Annotated in this window: 19 protein-coding genes and 1 riboswitch; of the genes, 10 read left to right on the top strand and 9 right to left on the bottom strand. The window is 66.4% G+C overall.

Going from position 1 to position 20,524, the window contains the following annotated elements; translation table 11 throughout:
* Window positions 1-58: 58 nt before the first annotated feature.
* The 3 genes from A9973_RS19790 to A9973_RS19780 form a co-directional block, all read right to left on the bottom strand.
* Entirely contained in the window at window positions 59-298 is a 240-nt protein-coding gene (locus A9973_RS19790; RefSeq protein WP_006217670.1) for a helix-turn-helix domain-containing protein, read from the bottom strand.
* Between the two features lie 36 nt (window positions 299-334).
* A complete protein-coding gene (gene dusB, locus A9973_RS19785; RefSeq protein ID WP_183015391.1) occupies window positions 335-1,360 on the bottom strand; it encodes a tRNA dihydrouridine synthase DusB in 1,026 nt (341 codons plus the stop codon).
* Between the two features lie 116 nt (window positions 1,361-1,476).
* The gene (locus A9973_RS19780) at window positions 1,477-2,646 is read right to left on the bottom strand and encodes a UbiH/UbiF/VisC/COQ6 family ubiquinone biosynthesis hydroxylase (protein ID WP_183015379.1); all 1,170 of its coding nucleotides are present in this window, start codon (window positions 2,644-2,646) and stop codon (window positions 1,477-1,479) included.
* A gap of 80 nt (window positions 2,647-2,726) precedes the next feature.
* Between A9973_RS19780 and A9973_RS19775 the strand changes: the two genes are divergently transcribed.
* Complete coding sequence (locus A9973_RS19775; protein ID WP_183015378.1) at window positions 2,727-3,191, top strand: TM2 domain-containing protein; 465 nt, start codon at window positions 2,727-2,729, stop codon at window positions 3,189-3,191.
* A 34-nt stretch (window positions 3,192-3,225) separates the two neighbouring features.
* Here A9973_RS19775 and A9973_RS19770 read toward each other — a convergent pair whose 3' ends face one another.
* Window positions 3,226-4,569: an aminopeptidase P N-terminal domain-containing protein gene (locus A9973_RS19770; protein WP_183015377.1), complete on the bottom strand. Its 1,344-nt coding sequence runs from the start codon at window positions 4,567-4,569 to the stop codon at window positions 3,226-3,228.
* A 136-nt stretch (window positions 4,570-4,705) separates the two neighbouring features.
* A riboswitch (yybP-ykoY riboswitch) is annotated at window positions 4,706-4,869 on the top strand.
* A gap of 80 nt (window positions 4,870-4,949) precedes the next feature.
* On the opposite strand from A9973_RS19770, the gene A9973_RS19765 reads away from it, so the two are divergent.
* The 5 genes from A9973_RS19765 to A9973_RS19745 all read left to right on the top strand — a co-directional run bounded on the left by A9973_RS19765 (window position 4,950) and on the right by A9973_RS19745 (window position 12,099).
* Entirely contained in the window at window positions 4,950-5,954 is a 1,005-nt protein-coding gene (locus tag A9973_RS19765) for a sodium:calcium antiporter (RefSeq protein ID WP_183015376.1), read from the top strand.
* A gap of 462 nt (window positions 5,955-6,416) precedes the next feature.
* Window positions 6,417-6,752 (top strand): hypothetical protein, encoded by a 336-nt coding sequence (locus A9973_RS19760; protein WP_183015375.1) that lies wholly within the window; start codon window positions 6,417-6,419, stop codon window positions 6,750-6,752.
* Window positions 6,753-7,168: 416 nt separating this feature from the next.
* A complete protein-coding gene (mgtA, locus tag A9973_RS19755; RefSeq protein WP_183015374.1) occupies window positions 7,169-9,976 on the top strand; it encodes a magnesium-translocating P-type ATPase in 2,808 nt (935 codons plus the stop codon).
* Between the two features lie 51 nt (window positions 9,977-10,027).
* Entirely contained in the window at window positions 10,028-11,131 is a 1,104-nt protein-coding gene (locus A9973_RS19750; protein ID WP_183015373.1) for a porin, read from the top strand.
* A 95-nt stretch (window positions 11,132-11,226) separates the two neighbouring features.
* Complete coding sequence (locus A9973_RS19745; RefSeq protein ID WP_183015390.1) at window positions 11,227-12,099, top strand: cytochrome c oxidase assembly protein; 873 nt, start codon at window positions 11,227-11,229, stop codon at window positions 12,097-12,099.
* A gap of 18 nt (window positions 12,100-12,117) precedes the next feature.
* On the opposite strand, the gene galU is transcribed toward A9973_RS19745, so the two are convergent.
* Window positions 12,118-12,969, bottom strand: a complete 852-nt coding sequence (gene galU, locus A9973_RS19740; RefSeq protein ID WP_183015372.1) for a UTP--glucose-1-phosphate uridylyltransferase GalU — start codon at window positions 12,967-12,969, stop codon at window positions 12,118-12,120.
* Between the two features lie 57 nt (window positions 12,970-13,026).
* On the opposite strand from galU, the gene A9973_RS19735 reads away from it, so the two are divergent.
* Entirely contained in the window at window positions 13,027-14,550 is a 1,524-nt protein-coding gene (locus A9973_RS19735; RefSeq protein WP_183015371.1) for a M48 family metalloprotease, read from the top strand.
* 42 nt (window positions 14,551-14,592) lie between these two features.
* Here the strand turns inward: A9973_RS19735 and A9973_RS19730 are convergent, their stop codons facing one another.
* The 4 genes from A9973_RS19730 to A9973_RS19715 all read right to left on the bottom strand — a co-directional run bounded on the left by A9973_RS19730 (window position 14,593) and on the right by A9973_RS19715 (window position 17,382).
* Entirely contained in the window at window positions 14,593-15,693 is a 1,101-nt protein-coding gene (locus A9973_RS19730) for a YheT family hydrolase (protein WP_183015370.1), read from the bottom strand.
* A gap of 17 nt (window positions 15,694-15,710) precedes the next feature.
* A complete protein-coding gene (locus A9973_RS19725; protein ID WP_105555342.1) occupies window positions 15,711-16,133 on the bottom strand; it encodes a nuclear transport factor 2 family protein in 423 nt (140 codons plus the stop codon).
* A gap of 33 nt (window positions 16,134-16,166) precedes the next feature.
* A complete protein-coding gene (locus A9973_RS19720; RefSeq protein WP_054424547.1) occupies window positions 16,167-16,385 on the bottom strand; it encodes a zinc-finger domain-containing protein in 219 nt (72 codons plus the stop codon).
* A 76-nt stretch (window positions 16,386-16,461) separates the two neighbouring features.
* On the bottom strand, window positions 16,462-17,382 hold the full coding sequence (locus A9973_RS19715; protein WP_183015369.1) for a branched-chain amino acid transaminase: 921 nt from the start codon (window positions 17,380-17,382) through the stop codon (window positions 16,462-16,464).
* Window positions 17,383-17,576: 194 nt separating this feature from the next.
* Between A9973_RS19715 and A9973_RS19710 the strand changes: the two genes are divergently transcribed.
* The 3 genes from A9973_RS19710 to A9973_RS19700 all read left to right on the top strand — a co-directional run bounded on the left by A9973_RS19710 (window position 17,577) and on the right by A9973_RS19700 (window position 20,464).
* The gene (locus A9973_RS19710; RefSeq protein WP_183015368.1) at window positions 17,577-18,308 is read left to right on the top strand and encodes an AzlC family ABC transporter permease; all 732 of its coding nucleotides are present in this window, start codon (window positions 17,577-17,579) and stop codon (window positions 18,306-18,308) included.
* Complete coding sequence (locus A9973_RS19705; protein WP_183015367.1) at window positions 18,305-18,640, top strand: AzlD domain-containing protein; 336 nt, start codon at window positions 18,305-18,307, stop codon at window positions 18,638-18,640. Before A9973_RS19710 ends, A9973_RS19705 begins: the two co-directional genes overlap by 4 nt.
* A 321-nt stretch (window positions 18,641-18,961) precedes the next feature.
* Window positions 18,962-20,464 carry a DEAD/DEAH box helicase gene (locus A9973_RS19700; RefSeq protein ID WP_183015366.1) on the top strand — a complete coding sequence of 501 codons (1,503 nt, stop codon included), beginning with the start codon at window positions 18,962-18,964 and terminating at the stop codon, window positions 20,462-20,464.
* Window positions 20,465-20,524: the final 60 nt, after the last annotated feature.

The following is a 20,524-nucleotide window of genomic DNA, read 5'->3' as shown; positions in this document are numbered from 1 at the left end:
GGGAAATCGGGGGGGAAGGGGCGGACGGCGCCCGACGGGGGCCGTCCACGCGGAAAAGCTATACCTGGATATTGTGCGCCAGCAACTTCTTGCGCAGGGTGTTGCGGGTGATGCCCAGCATTTCGGATGCCCGCGACTGGTTGCCGCCCGACCGCTCCAGCGCCACTTCAAGCACCGGGCGCTCCACGCAGCGCATCACCATGTCCCACATATCGTGGGGCTCGGATTCACCCAAGTCTTCGAAATAGCGCTCCAGGCTGGCGCGCACGCATTCTTCCAGGACATCTTTCTTGCTCATTTGAGTACAGATATTTTTATGTTGGTGTTGAGGCGGTTATGCCGCCAGCAGGGCTTCTGCGACCGGCGCCGGGTGGGGCTCGCCGTCGCGCGAGATGATGTCGAACCAATCAGACACCGCCCGCCACTGGTCGCGGGTGTTGTCGATCAGGTTCATGCGGGCGCAGAACGAATCCGCCCCCGGCAGGCCGTCCAGATACCAGCCGATATGTTTGCGCGCCGTGCGTACGCCGGTGTGCTCGCCATAGAACTGGTAATGGTCGTCGAGATGTTCGAGCAGCAGCTCGCGCATTTCTCCATAGGAGGGAGGGGCCAGTGTTTCGCCCGTGCGCAGGTAGTGGTCGATTTCGCGGAAAATCCAGGGACGGCCCTGGGCCGCCCGGCCAATCATGACCGCGTCGGCGCCAGTGTAATCCAGGACGCGCCTGGCTTTTTCAGGCGAGTCGATATCCCCGTTTGCGATCACGGGAATCGTCAGCTCGGCCTTGACGGCGCGGATAGTGTCATATTCCGCCTCGCCCGTATAGAGGTCGGCGCGCGTGCGGCCGTGCAGGGTCAAGGCCGCGATGCCAGCGTTTTCAGCCAGTTTGGCCACGCGCAAGGCGTTGCGGCTGTCGCGATCCCAGCCGGTGCGGGTCTTCAGCGTGACCGGCACGCCCAGCGGCGCACAGGCCGATACGACGGCGTCCAGGATCCGGACGATCAGGTCTTCATGGCGCAGCAGCGCCGAGCCCGACGCCACGTTGCAGACTTTTTTCACCGGGCATCCCATATTGATGTCGATGATCCGGGCGCCCTTGCCGGCGTTGAACACGGCCGCCTCGGCCATCATGGCCGGGTCGGCGCCGGCGATCTGCACGGAAATGGGGGCGATTTCGCCGTCGTGGTTCAGGCGGCGGGACGTCTTGACGCTATCCCACAGCTTGGGGTTGCTGGCGGCCATTTCCGACACGGCATAGCCCGCCCCCAACTTCTTGCAAAGTTGCCGGAAAGGGCGGTCCGTCACGCCCGCCATGGGCGCGACAAGAACATTGTTGGGAAGGGTCCATTGGCCTATGCGCATGGTCACATTTTAACCGGCTCGATCGAACCCCCGTTTTCAGCTGGCAACAGCTTGGTAACAAACGGAGGCGGAAGCGGACGGTTCCGTCCCCGGCAAGGGGGCGGAACGCCGCGGAATCAGGCGCGGAAACCTTGCAGCAGATGTTGGGCCAGCGGCGCGCGCAGGGGCGAGGCCAGATCCATCCCCAGCAAGGCCAGACCGCAGGCATGCTCGACCGGCGCCAGGCGGGTGGCGAACACGCGGGGCATCAGGTCGGTCAGGCCGGCGGTGATGAAGCGGTCGACCTGGCGCGCTTTCGCGAATTCGGCCAGCAGGACGGTGGGGCTGGCCTCGGGGCGGGCGAGCCAACCGGCTAGCGTCTGGGCCAGCCGGGCCGCGTCGCGCAGCCCCAGGTTCAGGCCCTGGCCCGCGACGGGGTGCAGCGTCTGCGCGGCATTGCCGATGGCGGCCACGCGGCCTTGCACCTGGGCCCGGCGCGCGGCCAGCGCCAGCGGGAAGACGTGGCGCGGGGCCTGGCTGGACAGCCGGCCCAGGCGGTCGCCGAAAGCGGCCGACAGCGCTTGCGAGAAGGCCGCGTTGTCCAGCGCGGCCAGTTCGGTGGCGCGTTCCGGGGCGCTGCACCACACGACGGAGTAGGCGTCGGGCGTCTGCGGATGGGGCAGCAGGGCCAGCGGCCCTTCGGCGGTGAAGCGTTCCCAGGCCCAGCCGCGGCGCGGCAGGGTGGCCTGCGCCGTCGTCAGCACGGCGTGCTGGCCGTAGTCGCGGCGCACGTCGGTCGCGCCCGCGCCGTCGGACTGCACGGCGACCTGGCAGCGCAGCGTGTCGCCGCCTTGCTGGATGAGCACGCCGTCGGCGTCCTGGCGGTCCACCTGCGCGGCGGGGCCGGACAGGACGGTGACGCCACAGGCGGCCACACACGCGTCCAGCTTGGCGAGCAGCCCGGAATAGGCGACCACGCTGCCCAGCTGCGGCACGCCGAAATCGGTGTTCTGGATCACGGTGCGGCCCAGCCGCCCGCGCTGCGAGACATGGATGTTGCGGATGTCGGCCGACCGTTCGGGCCAGGCATGCAGGGATTCCAGCAGCACGCGGCTGCCATGGTTCATGGCCAGCACGCGAGGGTCGGCGACGGGCACGCCCGCGCCGGGCGTGGCCGGAGCGGGCGCGGTGCCCGCCAGCAGCGCGATGCGGGCCGGATCCGGCGCCACGCGCGCCAGCATCAGGGCCAGCACGCGGCCCACGGGGCCGGCGCCAAGAATCGCAATGTCGAAGGCGGATGCAGTCATGTCGCGATTTTAACCGTCCACTACAATCCGGGACAGCCGGCGCGGCGGGTCGCGCGGGCCCACCCTCCCGGTTGATCGATATGACGCAGGTTCAGGCTTCCCCTTCGCTGTCCGCCGTATCCGCCCGCCGTCCGCGCGGCAAACTCGCCGTCGGGCTGCTGGCGTGCCTGTTCGGGTGGCTGGGCGCCCATTGGTGGTATCTGGGCCGGCGTCACGCTTGGCTGGTGACCACGCTGTCGCTGGCCTGCCTGTTCTGCGCGTTCCGCTTCTATCCCGTCTGGTACGACAACCCCGCGTTCTTCCTGGTCTTCGTCCCGATGATCGACGGGTTCATTGAAAGCGCGGTGTTCTCGCTGATGCCTGACGAGAAATTCGACCGCCTGTACAACGACGGCCTGGGCCGGCCTACCTCCACGGGATGGGGGCCGGTGCTGGTCGCCATCCTGGCCTGCCTGGTGGGCTCGGTCGTCTCGATGTTCGCCATCGCCATGGTGGTGGTTTACGTCTGGGTGGCGATGGGCTGGCTGGACGGGCTGGTGCTGTAGGGCCGGTGCAGTCGGGCTGAAGCTGCCTGGCCGGCTATTCGCGCATCAGCGCTTCGATCTCGCTGGCCTCTACCGGCACGCCGCGCGTGATCAGCTCACAGCCTTCGTCCGTGACCAGCGCATCGTCTTCCGTGCGGATGCCGATGTTCCAGTAGCTTTCCGGCACGTCGTCGGCCGGCCGCACGTAGATGCCCGGCTCGATCGTCAGCATCATGCCGCGCTCCAGTTTGCGCCAGGGCCGGTCGGCGCCCTGGGCCGGGCCGGGTTGGCGGTAGTCGCCCACGTCATGGACGTCCAGCCCCAGCCAGTGGCCGGTGCGGTGCATGTAGAAGCGGCTGTAGTCGCCGGATTCCAATACGCCGTCCAGCGAACCTTTCAACAGTTTCAGGTCCAGCATGCCCTGCGCCAGCACCCGCAGCGCGGCCTCGTGGCCGTCGTTGAAGGTGCGCCCGGGGGCGGTGGCCTGGGCCGCGGCTTCCTGCGCCGCCACCGTCAGGTCGTACAGCGCGCGCTGCGGGCCGCTGTAGCGGCCGTTCACGGGGAACGTGCGGGTGATGTCGCTGGCGTAGCTGTCGACCTCGCAGCCAGCGTCGATCAACACCAGGTCGCCATCGCGCAACACGGCTTCGCCGGCCGGGTAATGCAGCACGCAGGCGTTGGCGCCCGTGGCGACGATGCTGTTGTAGGCCACGGACTGCGCGCCGTGGCGGCGGAATTCATATAGCAGTTCGGCTTCCAGTTCGTATTCGCGCATGCCGGCGCGGGCGGCCCGCATGGCGCGCGCATGCGCGCCGGCCGAGATCTTCGCCGCACGCCGCATCGCGGCGATTTCGGCGGGATCCTTGATCAGCCGCATGTCCGCCAGCACGGGGCGGATGTCCTGCTGGCGCGAAGGCGGCGCATGGCCGGCGCGGCTGGCCTCGCGGGCCGCGGCCAGCCAGCGGTGCAGGCGGCCGTCGGTGCGCTTGTCGCCGGCCAGCGGGGCGTAAAGGGTGGGGTGGTCCAGCATCAGCGCGGGCACCAGTTCGTCCAGCGCGTCCAGCGCATGGGCGTCGTCGAAGCCGAAATGCGCCGCGGCGGCCTCGGGGCCGAAGCGCTTGCCTTCCCAGATCTCGTGTTCGACATGGCGCGGGCGGCAGAACAGCACGGCGCGGTCGGTCGCCCCGGCAATCAGCACCAGCCAGGCGCCCGGCTCGGTGAACCCGGTGAGGTAGAAGAAATCGCTGTCGTGGCGGTACGGGTACTCGGCATCGCGGTTGCGGATCGCTTCGGGGGCGGTCGGCAGGATGGCGATGCCGCCGCCGTCGGCGCGCATCCGGTCCATCAGGCGTTGGCGCCGGGCGGCGAAGGGGGCGATGTCGGCGGGAGGCAGGCTCATGGCGGGCAGGGGTGCGAACCCCGCGATAGGTGTGGATGCGGCTTACTTTACCCCGCTATCGCGCGGAAACAACAGCGGACGGGGATCCCGCGGCGCCCGCGTGGGAATTCACTGGACCGTCAGGTACGCGCTGCTACAATCGCGGCTCTGTCATTGGGGAGTAGCCATCCTTTGTCCCCAAAGGAGTTAGCGTCAACAGACTTGGTGGTTCAGGGCCGCGTAGCGGTTGCTAGAACTCCATGGCGCTAACGGTTTCCATGCATGCGGCCTGCCCGCGGCATGGATCAGCCAGGCGAGACCTTTGGCCGCGTTGCGTTCACCCTAGCCGGGCGAGCCGCTGCGTCGCGCCAATTGGTTTCTGCTCGTCCGGCTGCGTTCATATGTTGCTCACCCTGTTTCTGTTTTTCCTGTCCGCGGCAGTGATTTACTTCGCCTGCGAATTCTTCGTCAATGGCGTCGAATGGGTCGGACACCGCTTCCATCTGGGCGCTACCGCCACCGGCACCGTGCTGGCCGCGTTCGGCACCGCGCTGCCGGAAAGCGCAGTCACCTTCATGGCCGTGGTATTTGGCGAAACCCCCGAACAGAAAGACATCGGCGTCGGCGCGGCCATGGGCGGCCCGCTGGTGCTGGCGACGCTGGCGTACGCCGTGGTGGGCTTCGCCCTGTGGCGTGCGCGCCGGAGCCAGGCGACGCAAGCCAACTGTATCAACGCGGACCAGCGCCGGCTGGCCCGCGACCAGGCCTGGTTCATGGGCATCTTCATCTTCAAGGTGGGACTGGGCCTGCTGGCCTTTGCGTGGAAGCCCTGGCTGGGCATCCTGTTCCTGGCGACCTACGGGCTGTACATCAAGCGCGAACTGAGCCACGACGAGGAACGCACCGACAGCGAAGACCTGGAGCCCCTGAAATTGCGTCCCCGGGACGAGGACCCCACCATGTTCTGGGCCGCGTCGCAGACGATCCTGGCGCTGGTTGTCATCGCGGGCGCCTCGCACGTGTTCGTGAACCAGATCGAGGTGCTGGGCGTATTCATGGGCGCATCCCCGCACGTGGCCGCCTTGCTGCTGGCTCCGGTCGCCACCGAATTGCCCGAAATCATGAACGCGCTGATCTGGGTGCGCCAGGGCAAGGAACGCCTGGCGCTGGCCAACATCTCGGGCGCCATGATGATTCAGGCGACCATTCCCAGCGCCTTGGGCATTTTCATGACGCCGTGGCTGCTGGACGCCCCCTTGCTGGCTGCGGGCCTGTTCACGATGTTGTCCATCGGCCTGCTGTGGCTGCGTTTCCGCCGGTCGGTGATGAGCGTGCCGGCGCTGTCGGCGGTGGGCGGCTTCTATGCGCTATTCGCGGCCTATCTGGGGTGGCACTTCTACGCCTGACCCGCAGCCGAAAACCGGTTGACGGCGCAAGTATTGCGGAGCTTGCGCCGTTTTTGCCTCCTTTTGCCCGTTTTGAGCGCTTTTGCGGCGCATAAACCTTGTCCATCAGTGGAAACCCGCGTAAACTCCCTCTGTTATCCATCCCAGGAGCAGTCTTCGTGAATACCGATTCCGGCGAAAGTAGTCGATCTTGCATCGACCTCGCTGTCTGACAGGAAACACGCAGAACTCCATCTGCCGCATCCTGTCATGCAGGTTGCGGCGTATCCCAAGCCCCGGGTTCCCTCCCAGGCAATAGCGCAGGCCTTCGGCTTGCCGGGAATCTCCCCAACGTAAACCGCCAGAACCGCCGCTCGTCGCAGCGCCCGCGTTCGTGCACGTCTTGTGCCCGCACGTCATGCGCCGCGCAGGCGCGCACGCGTACTCGCGATCACGCTCCTCATTCTTGCAATGGAGGTCGTTATGCGTTTCTTCGACTTGTTCCTACGCCGCGCCGGTGTAGACCGCGCCACCGCCCTGGGCCGCCGCCGCGGCACGTCGCGTTTGACGGTCATCTGTCCGCGCGACGAACTGGGCGCCTTGCGCAAGCAGATCTGCCTGGACTTCAGCGCCGCCGGCCTGGATGTCTCGCAAGTACAGATCGACCAGGGCCATGACCCGAGCATGGCGTCGGCTTGCATCACCGTCAATTGCCCCCCGGAGCTGCGGGCGGAACTGATGTCGCAAGCCCGGCGCCTGAGCGCCAACCCCGCCGTGCGCCACGTGCATTTCGGCGCGCAAGCCGCGTCGATGGCCTGACGCCGCGCCATTCCCCACAGGAGAGACCATGCCTAGTGCCTTAGACCCCGAACCTCGATCGCGCCACGTGCATGGCGCCGGCATGCCTGTCTGACCTGTCTCCTCCCTGCGAGCCGACCGGCCGGACAGTCATTCCGGCTCCTACGGACTCCGCAGCAAAGAATCCCCGGCCAGGCCTCTACACGCCAACGGCGCCGGTCCCGATTCCCTAGCTAGCCCCTTTTCCGTTTTCCGCACCCGGCGCGACTTCGACGCGATCCGGACACCGGCAACATTGCCCCGGTGCCTGCGCACGCCCGTACGTGGCGGATTGACGGCTTTCCCGCGAAAGCCGCGGCCCGCTGCTGCCCGCGCGCAGCCCAATGGGCAGGCCCGCCCGTGTCTCCGACAACAACACCAAAAGCCGGAGCACTCCGATGTTTACCTTCCTGAAATCGTTTTTCTCATCCGCTGCGGGCCGGCGGCGCGCAGGTCGCCACTTCCGGCGGTCCCCCATGCTTGAGCAAGGCGTCGATGCCGTTGCAGCATCTGCCGCTTCCGACACGTCGCGACGCGCCAACCGTCGCATGCTCGACCTGTCCCGCATGGGCCTGGACGCCTTGTTCCTGCTGCTGGGCAGCGGCCGCGGCGGCTTGTCCGAGGCGCAGGCGCAGACGGCGCGCGAGCGTCACGGCGCCAACGAAGTCGACCACGAAAAGCCCCTTTCCTGGCCCGCGCATCTGTGGCTGTCCTATCGCAACCCCTTCAATCTGCTGCTGACCGCACTGGCGGCCCTGTCCTGGCTGACCGACGTGTGGATGGCCGAACCGGATGACCAGTCCTGGACGGCGGTCGTGATCATCGGGTCGATGGTCGTGATCTCGACGGTGCTGCGCTTTGCCCAGGAGCTTCGTTCGAACCGCGCGGCCGAAGCGCTGAAGGCCATGGTGCAGAACACCGCCACCGTGCTGCGCAGCGGTGCGATGGCGCCTGCGGCGGACGGCGACGGCCGCCGCCCGTATGGGGCGCCGTTGCACGCGTCCGGCTCGCACCAGCGGGAAGTGCCCCTGGCCGAACTGGTGCCGGGCGATGTGGTGCTGCTGTCCGCGGGCGACATGATCCCCGCCGACTGCCGCATCCTGAACGCCAAGGACCTCTTCATCGCGCAGGCCGCGCTGACCGGCGAATCCCTGCCGGTCGAAAAGCACGCCGTCCAGCGCGTGGAGACCGGCAATTCGCTGGAACTCGAGAACATGGCCTTCATGGGGACCAATGTGGTCAGCGGCTCGGGCAGCGCGCTGGTTGTCGCGACGGGAGCCGGCACGTACTTCGGTCAGTTGGCGGGACGGGTCACGCAGGCGACCCGCGCGCCCACGCAGTTCCAGCAAGGCATCAATCGGGTCAGCTGGGTGCTGATCCGATTCATGCTGGTCATGGCGCCGATCGTCATGCTGATCAACGGGTTCACCAAGGGCGACTGGCTTGAAGCGCTGCTGTTCGCCCTGGCCATCGCGGTGGGGCTGACCCCCGAAATGCTGCCGATGATCGTCACGGCCACGCTGGCCAAGGGCGCCTTGCGCATGTCGCGGCGTAAAGTCGTGGTCAAGCGGCTGGACGCCATCCAGAACCTGGGCGCGATGAACGTGTTGTGCACCGACAAGACCGGCACGCTGACGCAGGACCGCATCGTGCTGGAGCGCCACACGGACGTCTACGGCACCAGCAGCGACGATGTGCTGGCCTATGCCTATCTGAACAGCTACTACCAGACCGGCTTGAAGAACCTGCTGGACGTGGCGGTGCTGCAGCATGCCGAAGTCCAGCGCCGGCTGAACCTGGCGTCCCGCTACCGCAAGGTCGACGAGATCCCCTTCGATTTTTCGCGGCGGCGCATGTCGGTCGTGGTCAACGAGACCGAGAACGGCCGCGACCACCATGAACTGATCTGCAAGGGCGCGCTGGAGGAAATGCTGTCTGCCTGCACCCGGCTGCGCGTGGGCAGCGAGGAGCACCTGCTGACCGATTCGCGCCGGGCGGACATCCGCCGGGTGACGGCGGAACTGAACCGCGACGGCTTGCGGGTGATCGCGGTGGGCGTCAAGGAAATGCCGCCCACGCAGCAGGCCTATGGCGTGGCCGACGAGTCCGATCTGGTGCTGGTGGGCTATATCGCCTTCCTGGATCCCCCCAAGGAATCGACCGGCCCCGCGCTGGCGGCGTTGAAAGCCTCGGGCATCGAGGTCAAGGTGCTGACGGGCGACGTCGAGCTGGTCACGCAGAAAGTCTGCCGCGAAGTGGATTTCGAGGTGCGCCGCGTCTATCTGGGCACCGAGATCGAAGCCATGGACGACGCGCGGCTGGCGGAGGCGGTGCGCGAGGCCAACGTGTTCGCCCGGCTGACCCCCGCGCACAAGGAGCGCATCGTGCGCAGCCTGCGCGCGCAGGGCAATACGGTGGGCTTCATGGGGGACGGCATCAATGACGCGCCGGCCCTGCGGGCCGCCGACGTGGGCATTTCGGTGGATTCGGCGGTGGATATTTCGAAGGAGGCCGCCGACATCATCCTGCTGGAGAAGAGCCTGATGGTGCTGGAGGACGGGGTGATCGAAGGCCGCAAGACCTTCTGCAATATGCTCAAGTACCTGAAGATGACGGCCAGCTCGAACTTCGGCAACGTGTTTTCGGTCTTGGTGGCCAGCGCCTTCCTGCCCTTCCTGCCGATGCTGCCCATTCATCTGCTGCTGCAGAATTTGATGTACGACATCTCCCAGACGGCGATTCCGTTCGACAATGTCGACGAAGAACTCCTGAAAAAGCCGCAGCAATGGGACCCGGACGGCCTGGGCCGCTTCATGGTGTTCTTCGGTCCGATCAGCTCCCTCTTCGACATCGCCACCTATGCGCTCATGTGGTACGTGTTCCAGGCCAACGCGCCCGAGCACCAGACGCTGTTCCAGTCGGGCTGGTTCGTCGAAGGCTTGCTGTCGCAGACGCTGATCGTGCACATGATCCGCACGCGCCGGATTCCCTTCCTGCAAAGCCGGGCCGCGTGGCCGCTGATGGTGATGACGATGATGGTGGTGGTGATGGGCCTGGTTCTGCCGTTCTCGCCGCTGGCCGAGTATTTCCAGCTGCAAGCCTTGCCGTGGAGCTACTTCCCGTGGCTCGTGGGGATCTTGTTGAGCTACTGCGTATTGACGCAATTGCTCAAGGGTGTCTGGGTACGCCGCTACGGCTGGCAGTAGATCTTTGCATGGCGCGGCGGGCCGGATGCCCGCCGCCATCGGGAGAAGACGATGAGATTCGCATTTTTTGCCGTGGCTGTGGTGGGCGGAATGGGCCTGCCGCTGGCGGCGTCCGCCGCCGAAGACGGTTATGGCATGCACTTGTACGGCGTCGTGGACGCCGGCGTGGCCGTGACGAGCGTGTCGGGCCAGGGCAGCCGGAGCGGCGTGCTCAATGGCGGCCTGACGGATTCCCTATGGGGATTGCAGGGCGCCGACGACCTGGGGGCGGGCTGGCGCAGCAGCTTCCAGCTGGAAAGCGGGTTCGACCCGTCCAACGGCAACGCGGCGGATGAAGGACGCCTGTTCAACTACGCGGCCTGGGTCGGGATCGGCCACGACAGCGTGGGCGAATTGCGGCTGGGGCGCCAGCACACGATCGGCCAGGTCTACGGCAACGCTTTGGAGATCGCGTCCTGGAAGGACATGGGCATGGGCGCCACCTTCAAGGCATCCGACAACTTCCAGTTGAGCAATATGGTCAATGTCACCTCGCCCACCTGGAACGGGCTGCAGGCGGGGTTCGGGTATTCGTTCGATGCCGGAGACCAGGGCAGATTCCGCACCGCTCAGAACCCGCGCGCGCTCAGCATGGGCGTGAAGGCAGAGCATGGCCCGTTGCTGGCGGTGGCCACGTGGGACCAGCTGCGGCTGGCTGATGCGCCCGAAGGCAGCGGCGGCCGGCCCCAGGCGGTGCAACTGGGCGCCTCTTACGATTTCGAAGTGATCAAGGTGTCCCTGGCCTGGTCACGCCAGAAGAACGGCTACGCGGGGCTGGACGGGGGCGACCCCGACGGACTGGGGCTGGGCCTGGGCCCGGCGCCTTTCGTGCGCGGCGGCACGGTCGACGCATGGCTGGCGGGCGCCAGCGTGCCCGTCGGACCCGGCGCCGTCCTGGTGCAATGGTCGCTGGCACGGCCGGACTGGCATTGGGACAACGGCATGACGGCGCGCAAGGCGCAACTGGTGACCCTGGGTTATACCTACGCGTTGTCCCCGCGCACGACGCTGTACGGTTTTGCCGGTTACGCGTCGAATTACACGCTGGACAACCAGTTCGACCCTGCCAATTCCCACACCACGCGCGTCGGAGCGGGCGTTTCGCACCATTTCTGATCCCTCCGGGGCACCGGAGCAAGGGCTGGCGGGGTCTACTACAATCGGCAGGCATGGCGCCTGGCGCCGGCCCCGTCTTCCTGGATGTCTTTCGGATAGCCCGCATGGATAGTCTTGAATGGCTCATACCCTGGGAGTTCTCTCCCACGCTGGTCGCCTCCTTCGTGGTGGCGATCGTGCTGTTCGTGCGCGGCCAGCGGGTCCACCATGTGACGGGCGCGCGCCGGGTCTTCTTCTGGGCGGGCCTCGTGCTGCTGTACCTGTCGATGCACACCCGGGTGGACTACTACGCCGAGCGCATGTTCTTCATCCACCGCATCCAGCATCTGGTGCTGCACCATCTGGGGCCGCTGCTGGTGATGGCGGCTTTCCCGGGGCAGGTCATGCGGGCCGGGCTACCGATGAGCTGGCGCATCCGGCTGCGTGATTTCCTGCGCACGGGCACGGGGCGGGCCACGGTCGCGGTGCTGACCAACAAGATCTTCGTGCCGACGCTGTTCGTCTTCCTGGTGCTGGTGTGGCTGATCCCGTCGGTGCAATTCTATTCCATGCTGGACTGGCGCCTGTACCGGCTGATGAACTGGTCCGTCGTGATCAGCGGTTTCATGTACTGGAACCTGATCCTGGACCGCCGTCCCGCGCCGCCCGCGGCCATGACGCCGGGTGGCCGGGTCATTTCGCCCGTGTTGACCATGCTGCCGCAAATGGTGGCGGGCGCCGTCATCGCCTTCACCGAAAGCGATATCTACCCGTTGTTCGAATTGTGCGGCCGCGCCATCGCGATGTCCGCCCAGACGGATCAGACTATCGGCGGCCTGACCATGTGGATACCGGCGGCGCTGGTCGAGGTGATCGGCCTGATGGTGGCGCTGGGGACCTTGATGCGCCTGTCCGGCAAGGGGCGTTTGCGCAAGGTCGACCGCGATGCCCGCGCACGGGCCAAGGCCCGCGCGGCGGTGTCTACCTAGCGCGGGCGCGCCACAGGATTATTCGGGCAGCAGGCCGTGGTACTTCCTGCCCAGCGCCACGGTGGCCTGGAACATGCCCGCCTTGTTGCCGCAGTCGTAGCGCACGCCGTCGAAACGGTGCGCGAACACCGCGCGTTCGCGCATCATCGAGGCGATGCCGTCGGTCAGCTGGATTTCGTTGCCGGCGCCCATTTTGGTCGAGCGCAGGTGATCGAAGATGGCGGCTTCCAGCACGTAGCGGCCAACGACGGCCAGCGTGGACGGCGCGGCGTCGGGTTCGGGCTTTTCAACGATATGCGTGACGCGCTCAGTCCGGGGATCCAGCCGGGCGTCGCCGTCGCGCGTGGCAACGATGCCGTACTTGCGGGTGTCGGCGCGCGGCACGTCCTGCACGCCCAGCACGCTGGCGTTCTGCGCGACGGCGATGTCCACCAGTTGCTTCATGGCGGGCGTGTCGGCATCGATCAGGTCGTCGGCCAGCAATACGGCAAACGGCTCGTCGCCGACGGCGGGGGCGGCCGACAGCACGGCGTGGCCCAGGCCCAGCGGGGCCGATTGCCGGATGTAGAGGCAATTCACGTGCGCAGGTAGAATGCCCCGCACCATCGCCAGCAGCTCGTGCTTGCCTTTGCTTTCCAGGTCGGATTCAAGCTCGGGCGCGGAATCGAAGTGGTCTTCGATCGCGCGCTTGTTGCGGCCGGTCACAAAAATAAGGTCGGTGATGCCGGCGGCCACGGCCTCTTCAACGGCATATTGAATCAACGGCTTGTCGACCACGGGCAGCATTTCCTTGGGCATCGCCTTGGTGGCGGGCAGGAAGCGGGTGCCCATGCCGGCGACAGGGAAAACGGCTTTACGGACGGGACGCATTGAGACCTCGTTTGGGGTATCGGTGAAACATTTTAAGCTCATCGCTATCATAGGCTTATGAACCGCAGGAAAATGCCATCCATTTGCTCTATTGCGAAACGGGGCGCGATCGCCGGACTGTGCGCCGCCTTGCTCGCCCCCTCCATCCCAGTCGCCGCCTGGGCGCAGCCGGTAGGCCTGCCCACGATGGGCGCCGCCTCGGCAGCCGATCTTTCCCCCATGCTGGAACGCAGTCTGGGCGAAGCGATCATGTCGCAAGGCCGGCGCGACCCGACGTACGTCGACGATCCTGAGCTCAGTCAGTACCTGACCACCATGGGCCGCAAGCTGGCGGCCTTTGCGCCCGGCGCGGTGCCGGAAGTGGAAATGTTCGGCGTGCGCGACCCTGAAATCAACGCGTTCGCCATGCCCGGCGGCTTTATCGGCATCAATACCGGCCTGATCGTATCGTCCGGCAGCGAATCCGAGCTGGCTGCGGTGGTGGCCCACGAAATCGGCCACGTCGTGCAGCGCCACATCGCGCGCGGCATGACGCAACAGAGCCAGAACGGCATGCTGATGCTGGCCAGCCTGGCCGGCGCGCTGCTGGCGGCCCTGGCGGGCGGCGGCGGCAACCTGGCGATGGGCGTGGCCGCTTTCGGCCAGGCCGCGGCCATCAACCGCCAACTGGGCTTTTCCCGCGATGCGGAACGCGAGGCCGACCGTGCCGGCTTCCAGATGCTGACCAAGGCGGGATACGACGCGGAAGGCATGTCGCAAATGTTCTCGCGCTTGATGAACGCGTCGCGGCTGAATGAAGGCGCGGGCGGCGGTTCCTGGGCCAGCACGCACCCGCTGTCCATCGAACGCATGTCCGATGTGCAGAACCGCGTGCGTTCGATACCGCCGTCGCGTCACGTGGACTCCGACGACTTCTGGTACGTGCGCGCCAAGATGCGCGTGGTGCAGGGGCGCGACGCCGTCAGCCTGCGCTCGGCGGGCCAGCAATTGCAGGACGAGGCCCAGGCCCTGTCCGGCGTGCGCCAGTCCGCCGCCTACTACGGCCTGGCCTTACAGGCCTTCCAGCGCAACAATCTGGCCGAAGCGGACCGCCTGTGGAATCTGGCCACGGCAGGCGGGCGGAATTCGGCGCAGCTGGCCAAGCTCAGCGTCGATATCGCGCTGGCCCGCAAGGAGTACCCGCGCGCGCTGGAACTGGCCCTGGCGGGCACCAAGCGCTGGCCCGACCAGCGGGCGCTGGGCATCGCCTATGCCCAGGCGCTGCAAAGCGTCGGCCGCCACGCCGAGGCGCAGGACTATCTGCGCGCCAAGATCAAGCAGTGGGGCAGCGACGAGCCCAGCCTCTATCAGATGCTGGCGCAAAGCGAAGAGCGCAACGGCAAGCCGGTGCAGGCCCGGCGCGACCTGGCGCGCTTCTACCTCATGACCGGGGCCTTCGCGGCGGCGGAGTCGCAGCTGCAGCAGGCGCGCGGCCTGTCCACCGACTTCTACGAGCAATCGCAGATCGACGTGCAGATCAAGGAAGTGAAGGACAAGCTTGCCGAAGAGCGGCAATTGCTTGAACGCTTCAAGTCGGGCTGAAGCGCGGGCGCCGGATCCCGGGGCAGAGCCCCCGAGGACGGCCTACAGACTGGTTTCGAAGAATCGGCCCAGGCGCTGCGGCAACCAGTTCAGGTGGGCCGGGAAGGCGCCCGTGGGAAATCCGGCGTGCCCGCCGTCGCTGGGCTGGTGCAGCAGGATGACGGGCGCGCACTCTTCGGGCTTGGGCAGCGACGCCGCCGGGATGAACGGGTCGTTGCGGGCGTTGAGCACCAGCGTCGGCACCGAGATCTTCGGCAGCCAGGGCTTGCTGGACGCGCGCGTCCAATAATCCAGGGCATTGCGGAAGCCATGCATCGGCGCGGTGTAGGTGTCGTCGAATTCGCGCAGGTCGTGCGCGTGCGCGATGCGCATCACATCGATGGAGCCGGGAAAGCGGTGGGCCTTCTCCAGCACCTTGTGCTTGAGCGTCTTCAGGAAATGGGCCGAATAGACGCGCCGGTTGAACACGCCGGTGGATAGCGTCTTGCCGCAGGCGACCAGATCCAGCGGCACGGACACCCCCGCGGCGGCAGTGAGCCAGCCGGTGTCTTCCTGGTGTTCGCCCAGATACTTGAGCAGGGCGTTGCCGCCCAGCGACACCCCGACGGCATGCCAGCGCGCGTGCGGGATGCGGCTGCGCACCGTTTCCAGCAGGAAGCCCACTTCAGCGGAATCGCCCGAATAATAGGCGCGCGCCAGCCGGTTGGGCACGCCCGAGCAGCCGCGGAAGTGCGCGATCACGACGATCCAGCCGCGCGCGCGGAAATAATGCGCGACAGACTGGGCGTAGCGGCTGTTGCTGCCGCCTTCCAGTCCGTGGAACAGGATCAGCGCGGGCGTGTCGGGGGTTTGCGGCAACGACTTCCAATCGGCGTCCGTCATCCAGCGCGCCGCGGCGGTCTTGCCATTGGCGACCGGGCCTTGCCCGCTGACGGGCGCGCCGTCGGCGGCCTTGTGCGGGAACAGGCCAGGGCCGGTCCAGTCGAAGTCCACGAAATCGGTGTCCGGCGTCTCTACGCGGTCGCGCACGAACGCGATCCGGTGGTATTGCGCGAATACCGACGCGTAAACCGTCTGGGCATCGCCTCCGGGCAACCAGGAGGGAACGGGGCAGGGGGACATATCTAGACGAGCAGCGGCCAACTAAAAATCCACCCGATTCAATGCAGCATGTCGGGTACGTCGTGCAAATCGAGCACCCCGGCTTCCGTGGGCGCCGACGACGAATGGTGCATGACCATGCGCCAGCCGGTGGGACCCTTGTGGTAGATGTTCGTGGCGTAGCAGTTTGCGAACTGCGTGCCTTCCCGCGTGCGCACCGCCACCTGCTCGACCAGCACATGCACCGCGCACATCATGCTCAGCATGACCAGCGGGCGCAGCGGGCGGACGTGAAGCGGGCCATTTGCCAGCACCTGCTGCCAGGACTCGTGCACCGCCGAGTGGCCGACGATGCGCAGCCCGCCGGGGTGGATGCAGACGACTTCTTCGTCGTCGGCCCACACCTGCATCAGGCGAACGGCGTCCCCCTGTTCCAGGGCTTCGTAGAACGCGTGTTCGGCTTCTTCGGGGGTGGCAAACATGGCTGCGTGGCGGGTAGGCGTTGTGCGGCGGGCTTAGTGGTGGCCGTGCAGCACGGTACCGGCCTTCAGGCGGTACTCGGCGCCGCAATAGGCGCAGCTGGCAGAGCCGGAACGGGCCACGTCCAGGAACACGCGGGGGTGCATGCTCCAGAGGGGCGCCTTCGGGCCGGGACAGAATACGGGCAGGTCTTCGGCGCCGACCTCGATGACTTCGTGAGCGTGGGGGACGGCGGCCGGGGCAGCAGCGGTCATGGATATTCCTGAAAAAAAACCGATAAACGGCAGGTTGGGGCAATGTTGCGGCCGTGCCGGGGCACGGCCGCGCGAATCAGACTTTACTTAGCCAGTGATGGTACTTCGGGATGCGGCCGTGCACCATGTCAAAAAATGCAATCTGCAACTTCTCGGTAACGGGGCCGCGACGGCCGGCGCCGATCTGGCGGTTGTCGACCTCTCGGATCGGCGTGACTTCCGCGGCGGTGCCGGTGAAGAAGGCCTCGTCGGCGATGTAGACGTCGTCGCGTGTCAGGCGCTTGGTGACCACTCGCAAGCCGAAGTCGGCCGCCAGCGCATGGATGGTCGAGCGCGTGATGCCGGTCAGGGCGGACGCGATCTCGGGTTCGCAGAGCACGCCGTCCTTGACGATGAACAGGTTTTCGCCGGACCCCTCGGCCACGAAGCCGTCGGTGTCCAGCAGCAGGGCCTCGTCGTAGCCGTCTTGCAGGGCTTCGGTGTTGGCCAGGATGGAATTGGCGTAGGTGGTGGCGACTTTCGCGCGCGGCATCGTGACGTTCACGTGCTGGCGGGCGAACGACGACACCTTGACGCGGATGCCCTGGGACAGGGCGTCTTCGCCCAGGTAGGCGCCCCAGGGCCAGGCGGCGATGGCCACGTGGACGCGGGCGCCCTTGGGCGACACGCCCATCTTTTCCGGGCCGTAGAACACCAGCGGGCGCAGGTAGCCGGATTCCAGCTGGTTTTCGCGCACGACCAGCCGTTGCGCCTCGTTGATCGTGTCGCGATCGAACGGCATGGGGATCTGGTAGATGTGCGCCGAATTGAACAGGCGATTGGTGTGGTCTTCCAGGCGGAAAATGGCGGTGCCGATCTCGGACTTGTAGGCGCGCACGCCTTCGAAGACAGACAGACCGTAGTGCAGGGAATGCGTCAGGACGTGCGTCGTCGCGTCTCGCCATGGGACGAGCTTGCCGTCATACCAGATGAAACCGTCGCGGTCAGCCATCGACATGGTCTTCTCCACACAAAGCGCCAAGCCCGGCGCAGCGCGTCAGGCTCCAGGCGGCCAAGAAACTCAAGGCGCTTATTGTATCAAGCGGCGAGGTTACAATACCGCCCTGTCCGCGCACCAGCGTGGTGCCATTCGGCCCGCGCAACCCGATAGAGTTCCCATGTCGTCCTGTCCGAATCGCCAGGGGTCAGCAGTTGTCCTCTGAATCCGCGCTTCCCGAAATCCGCCAGGAACGCCTGGCCGCATTCCGCGCCGGCATCCATGCCATCGTGCCGGCCCTCATCGCGACGGCGACGTGGGGGCTCGTGACCGGCGTGGCCATGGTCAAGTCCGGCCTGACCGAGACCATGGCGCTGGCCATGACCCTGCTGCTTTACGCAGGGTCCGCCCAATTGACGTCGCTGCCGCTGATCGCCACGGGTGCGCCGCTATGGCTGATTTTCGCCGCCGGCTGCGTCGTGAACCTGCGTTTCATCATCTTCGGCGCCGCGCTCCATCCCTATTTCCGGCACATGTCCTGGCCCAAGCGGCTGGGACTGGGCTACTTCACGACCGACATGGGTTTTGTGCTGTTCATGCCGCGCTATGGCGATTCGGCCGAGCGCGGCACGCGCGAGCAGCTGTGGTTCTTCCTGGGCACGATCGTGCCGGGCTGGCTGGTCTGGCAGTCGTCGTCGATCGTCGGCATTTATCTGGGGGCGATGGTGCCCACGAACTGGTCGCTGGATTTCGCCGCGGTGCTGGCGCTGCTGGCGATTACGGTGCCGCTGGCCAGCTCCAAGCCGATGCTCGTGTCCATGCTGGCGGCCGGCGTCGTCGCCTGGGTCGGCCAGGTGCTGCCGCTGCGCCTGGGCCTGGCGGCGGCCGTCATCGCCGGCGTGGTGGCCGGGATGTGGGCGGAACGTTTCTTCAAGGCGCGACCATGACCCTCTGGCCTTCCGAGCTCTACGTCTATTCCGCCATCCTGCTGCTGGCCCTGTGCAGCGTGCTGACGCGCGCCGGCTTCATGCTGTTCGGTGACTACATTCCCCTGCCGGACGGCGTACGGCGCGCGCTGCGCTACGCGCCCGCGGCTGCGCTGACGGCCATCGTGGTGCCGGATCTGCTGCCCTGGAAGGCGGGCCTGGGTCCGGTGTTCGACTACAAGCTGGTGGCCGGCGTGGTCGCCGTCCTGGTGTTCCTGCGCACCCGCAGCGCCGTGCTGGTGATCATCGTCGGCATGCTGGTGCTGTGGGGCCTGCGCTGGTTGGCGGGCTGATGTGCCAATTTTGGTCACAAATAGTCCATCTGATGGACATACACGCTGTTTGAGCGTGTGGTAAGGCGGCTGCGTTAAAATTAAGTTATCCACAGCAATCCGGGCCTGGTACTGCCCTCATAAGTATCGAATCCAGAATGCGCCGACTGGCCAGCAAGGCAGGGTGCCGATTGTCCGCGAAGCCGAAAGCGCTTTGCGGCACAAGCGTGCCGTTGCGTTGCGGCCTCGCGTATTCGGATTGCCCCGATGCATATGTAGTGCAGTGCATGTAGCACTCTCGTTTTGTTCTTTTTCACTGGTCCCGGTATCTGCCAAACCCTGATGACTGAATCCACTCAATCCGTAGCACCCCCCGCTGACGCGCCCGCGCCGACGTTCGCCGATTTCGGGCTGCATCCCCTGTTGCTGCAGTCCATCGCCGAAACCGGCTACACCATCCCCACGCCCATCCAGGCCCAGGCCATCCCCGTCGTGGTGGAAGGGCGCGATGTCATGGGCGCGGCCCAGACAGGGACCGGCAAGACGGCCGCGTTCACGCTGCCCATCCTGCACCGGCTGATGCCGCTGGCCAACACCAGCGCGTCGCCTGCGCGCCATCCGGTGCGTGCGCTGATCCTCACGCCCACGCGTGAGCTGGCCGACCAGGTGTACGAAAGCGTCAAGCGCTACAGCAAGCAGACGCCGCTGCGTTCGGCCGTGGTGTTCGGCGGCGTGGATATCGGTCCGCAAAAAGAAGCGCTGCGCCGCGGTTGCGAAGTGCTGGTGGCGACCCCGGGCCGCTTGCTGGACCACGTCGAACAAAAGAACGTGAACCTGAGCCAGGTCGGCATCCTGGTGCTGGACGAAGCGGACCGCATGCTGGACATGGGCTTCCTGCCCGATCTGGAACGCATCATCCGCCTGCTGCCCACGCAGCGTCAGGGCCTGCTGTTTTCGGCCACGTTCAGCAACGAAATCCGCAAGCTGGGCCGTTCGTACCTGAATCATCCCGTTGAAATCGAAGTCGCGGCGCGCAACGCCACGGCCACGACGATCACGCAGATCGCCTACAAGATGCCGAGCGACGCGAAGCGCGCCGCCGTCGTGCATCTGGTGAAGTCGCGCGGCCTGAAGCAGGTCATCGTGTTCTCGAACACCAAGATCGGCACGGCGCGCCTGGCTCGCGAATTGGAACGCGACGGCGTCAAAGCCGAATCGATCCACGGCGACAAGACGCAGGCCGACCGCATGAAGGCGCTGGAAGCCTTCAAGGCCGGCGAACTCGAAGTGCTGGTGGCCACCGACGTGGCCGCCCGCGGCCTGGACGTGGCCGGCGTGCCTTGCGTCATCAACTACGACCTGCCCTACAACGCCGAAGACTATGTGCACCGCATCGGCCGTACCGGCCGCGCGGGCGCGTCGGGCGAAGCCATCGCGCTGTTCACGGCCGACGAAGAGCGTTTCCTGCTCGACATCGAAAAGCTGATCAAGCGAGAAGTGCCGCGCGGCACGCTCGACTTGCCGGCTGATGCCGTGGCGCGCAGCCACCGCCGCAGCGACGAGCGCAGCGGTTCTTCGCGCGAAGGCCGCGAGGCCGGCCGCGACAGCCGCGGCGACCGTGGTGACCGCGGTGACCGTGAACGCGGCCGGTCGTCTGACCGCCGCTCGGGCTACACCTCCGGCGGCTCGCGCCAGCCGGTCGACGACTTCTTCCTGAAGCCGTACGAGCCTTCGTCGACCGCACCGACGGCTGAAGAAGCCGCCCCCAACAACAACAACAGCAATACGTCTTCGGCGCCCAAGCGCCAAGTGGCGGTGCTGCTGGGCGGTTCGCGCAAGAACTGATGCCTTCAAGCGCGTCAGCATGAAAAAACCCGCAACGCCGAAAGGCCTTGCGGGTTTTTT

This window comes from Achromobacter sp. UMC46, from assembly GCF_014170335.1.
Lineage (GTDB): Bacteria > Pseudomonadota > Gammaproteobacteria > Burkholderiales > Burkholderiaceae_B > Achromobacter.
Note: the sequence above shows the minus strand (reverse complement) of the source record. Positions and strands in the feature narration are given on the sequence as shown.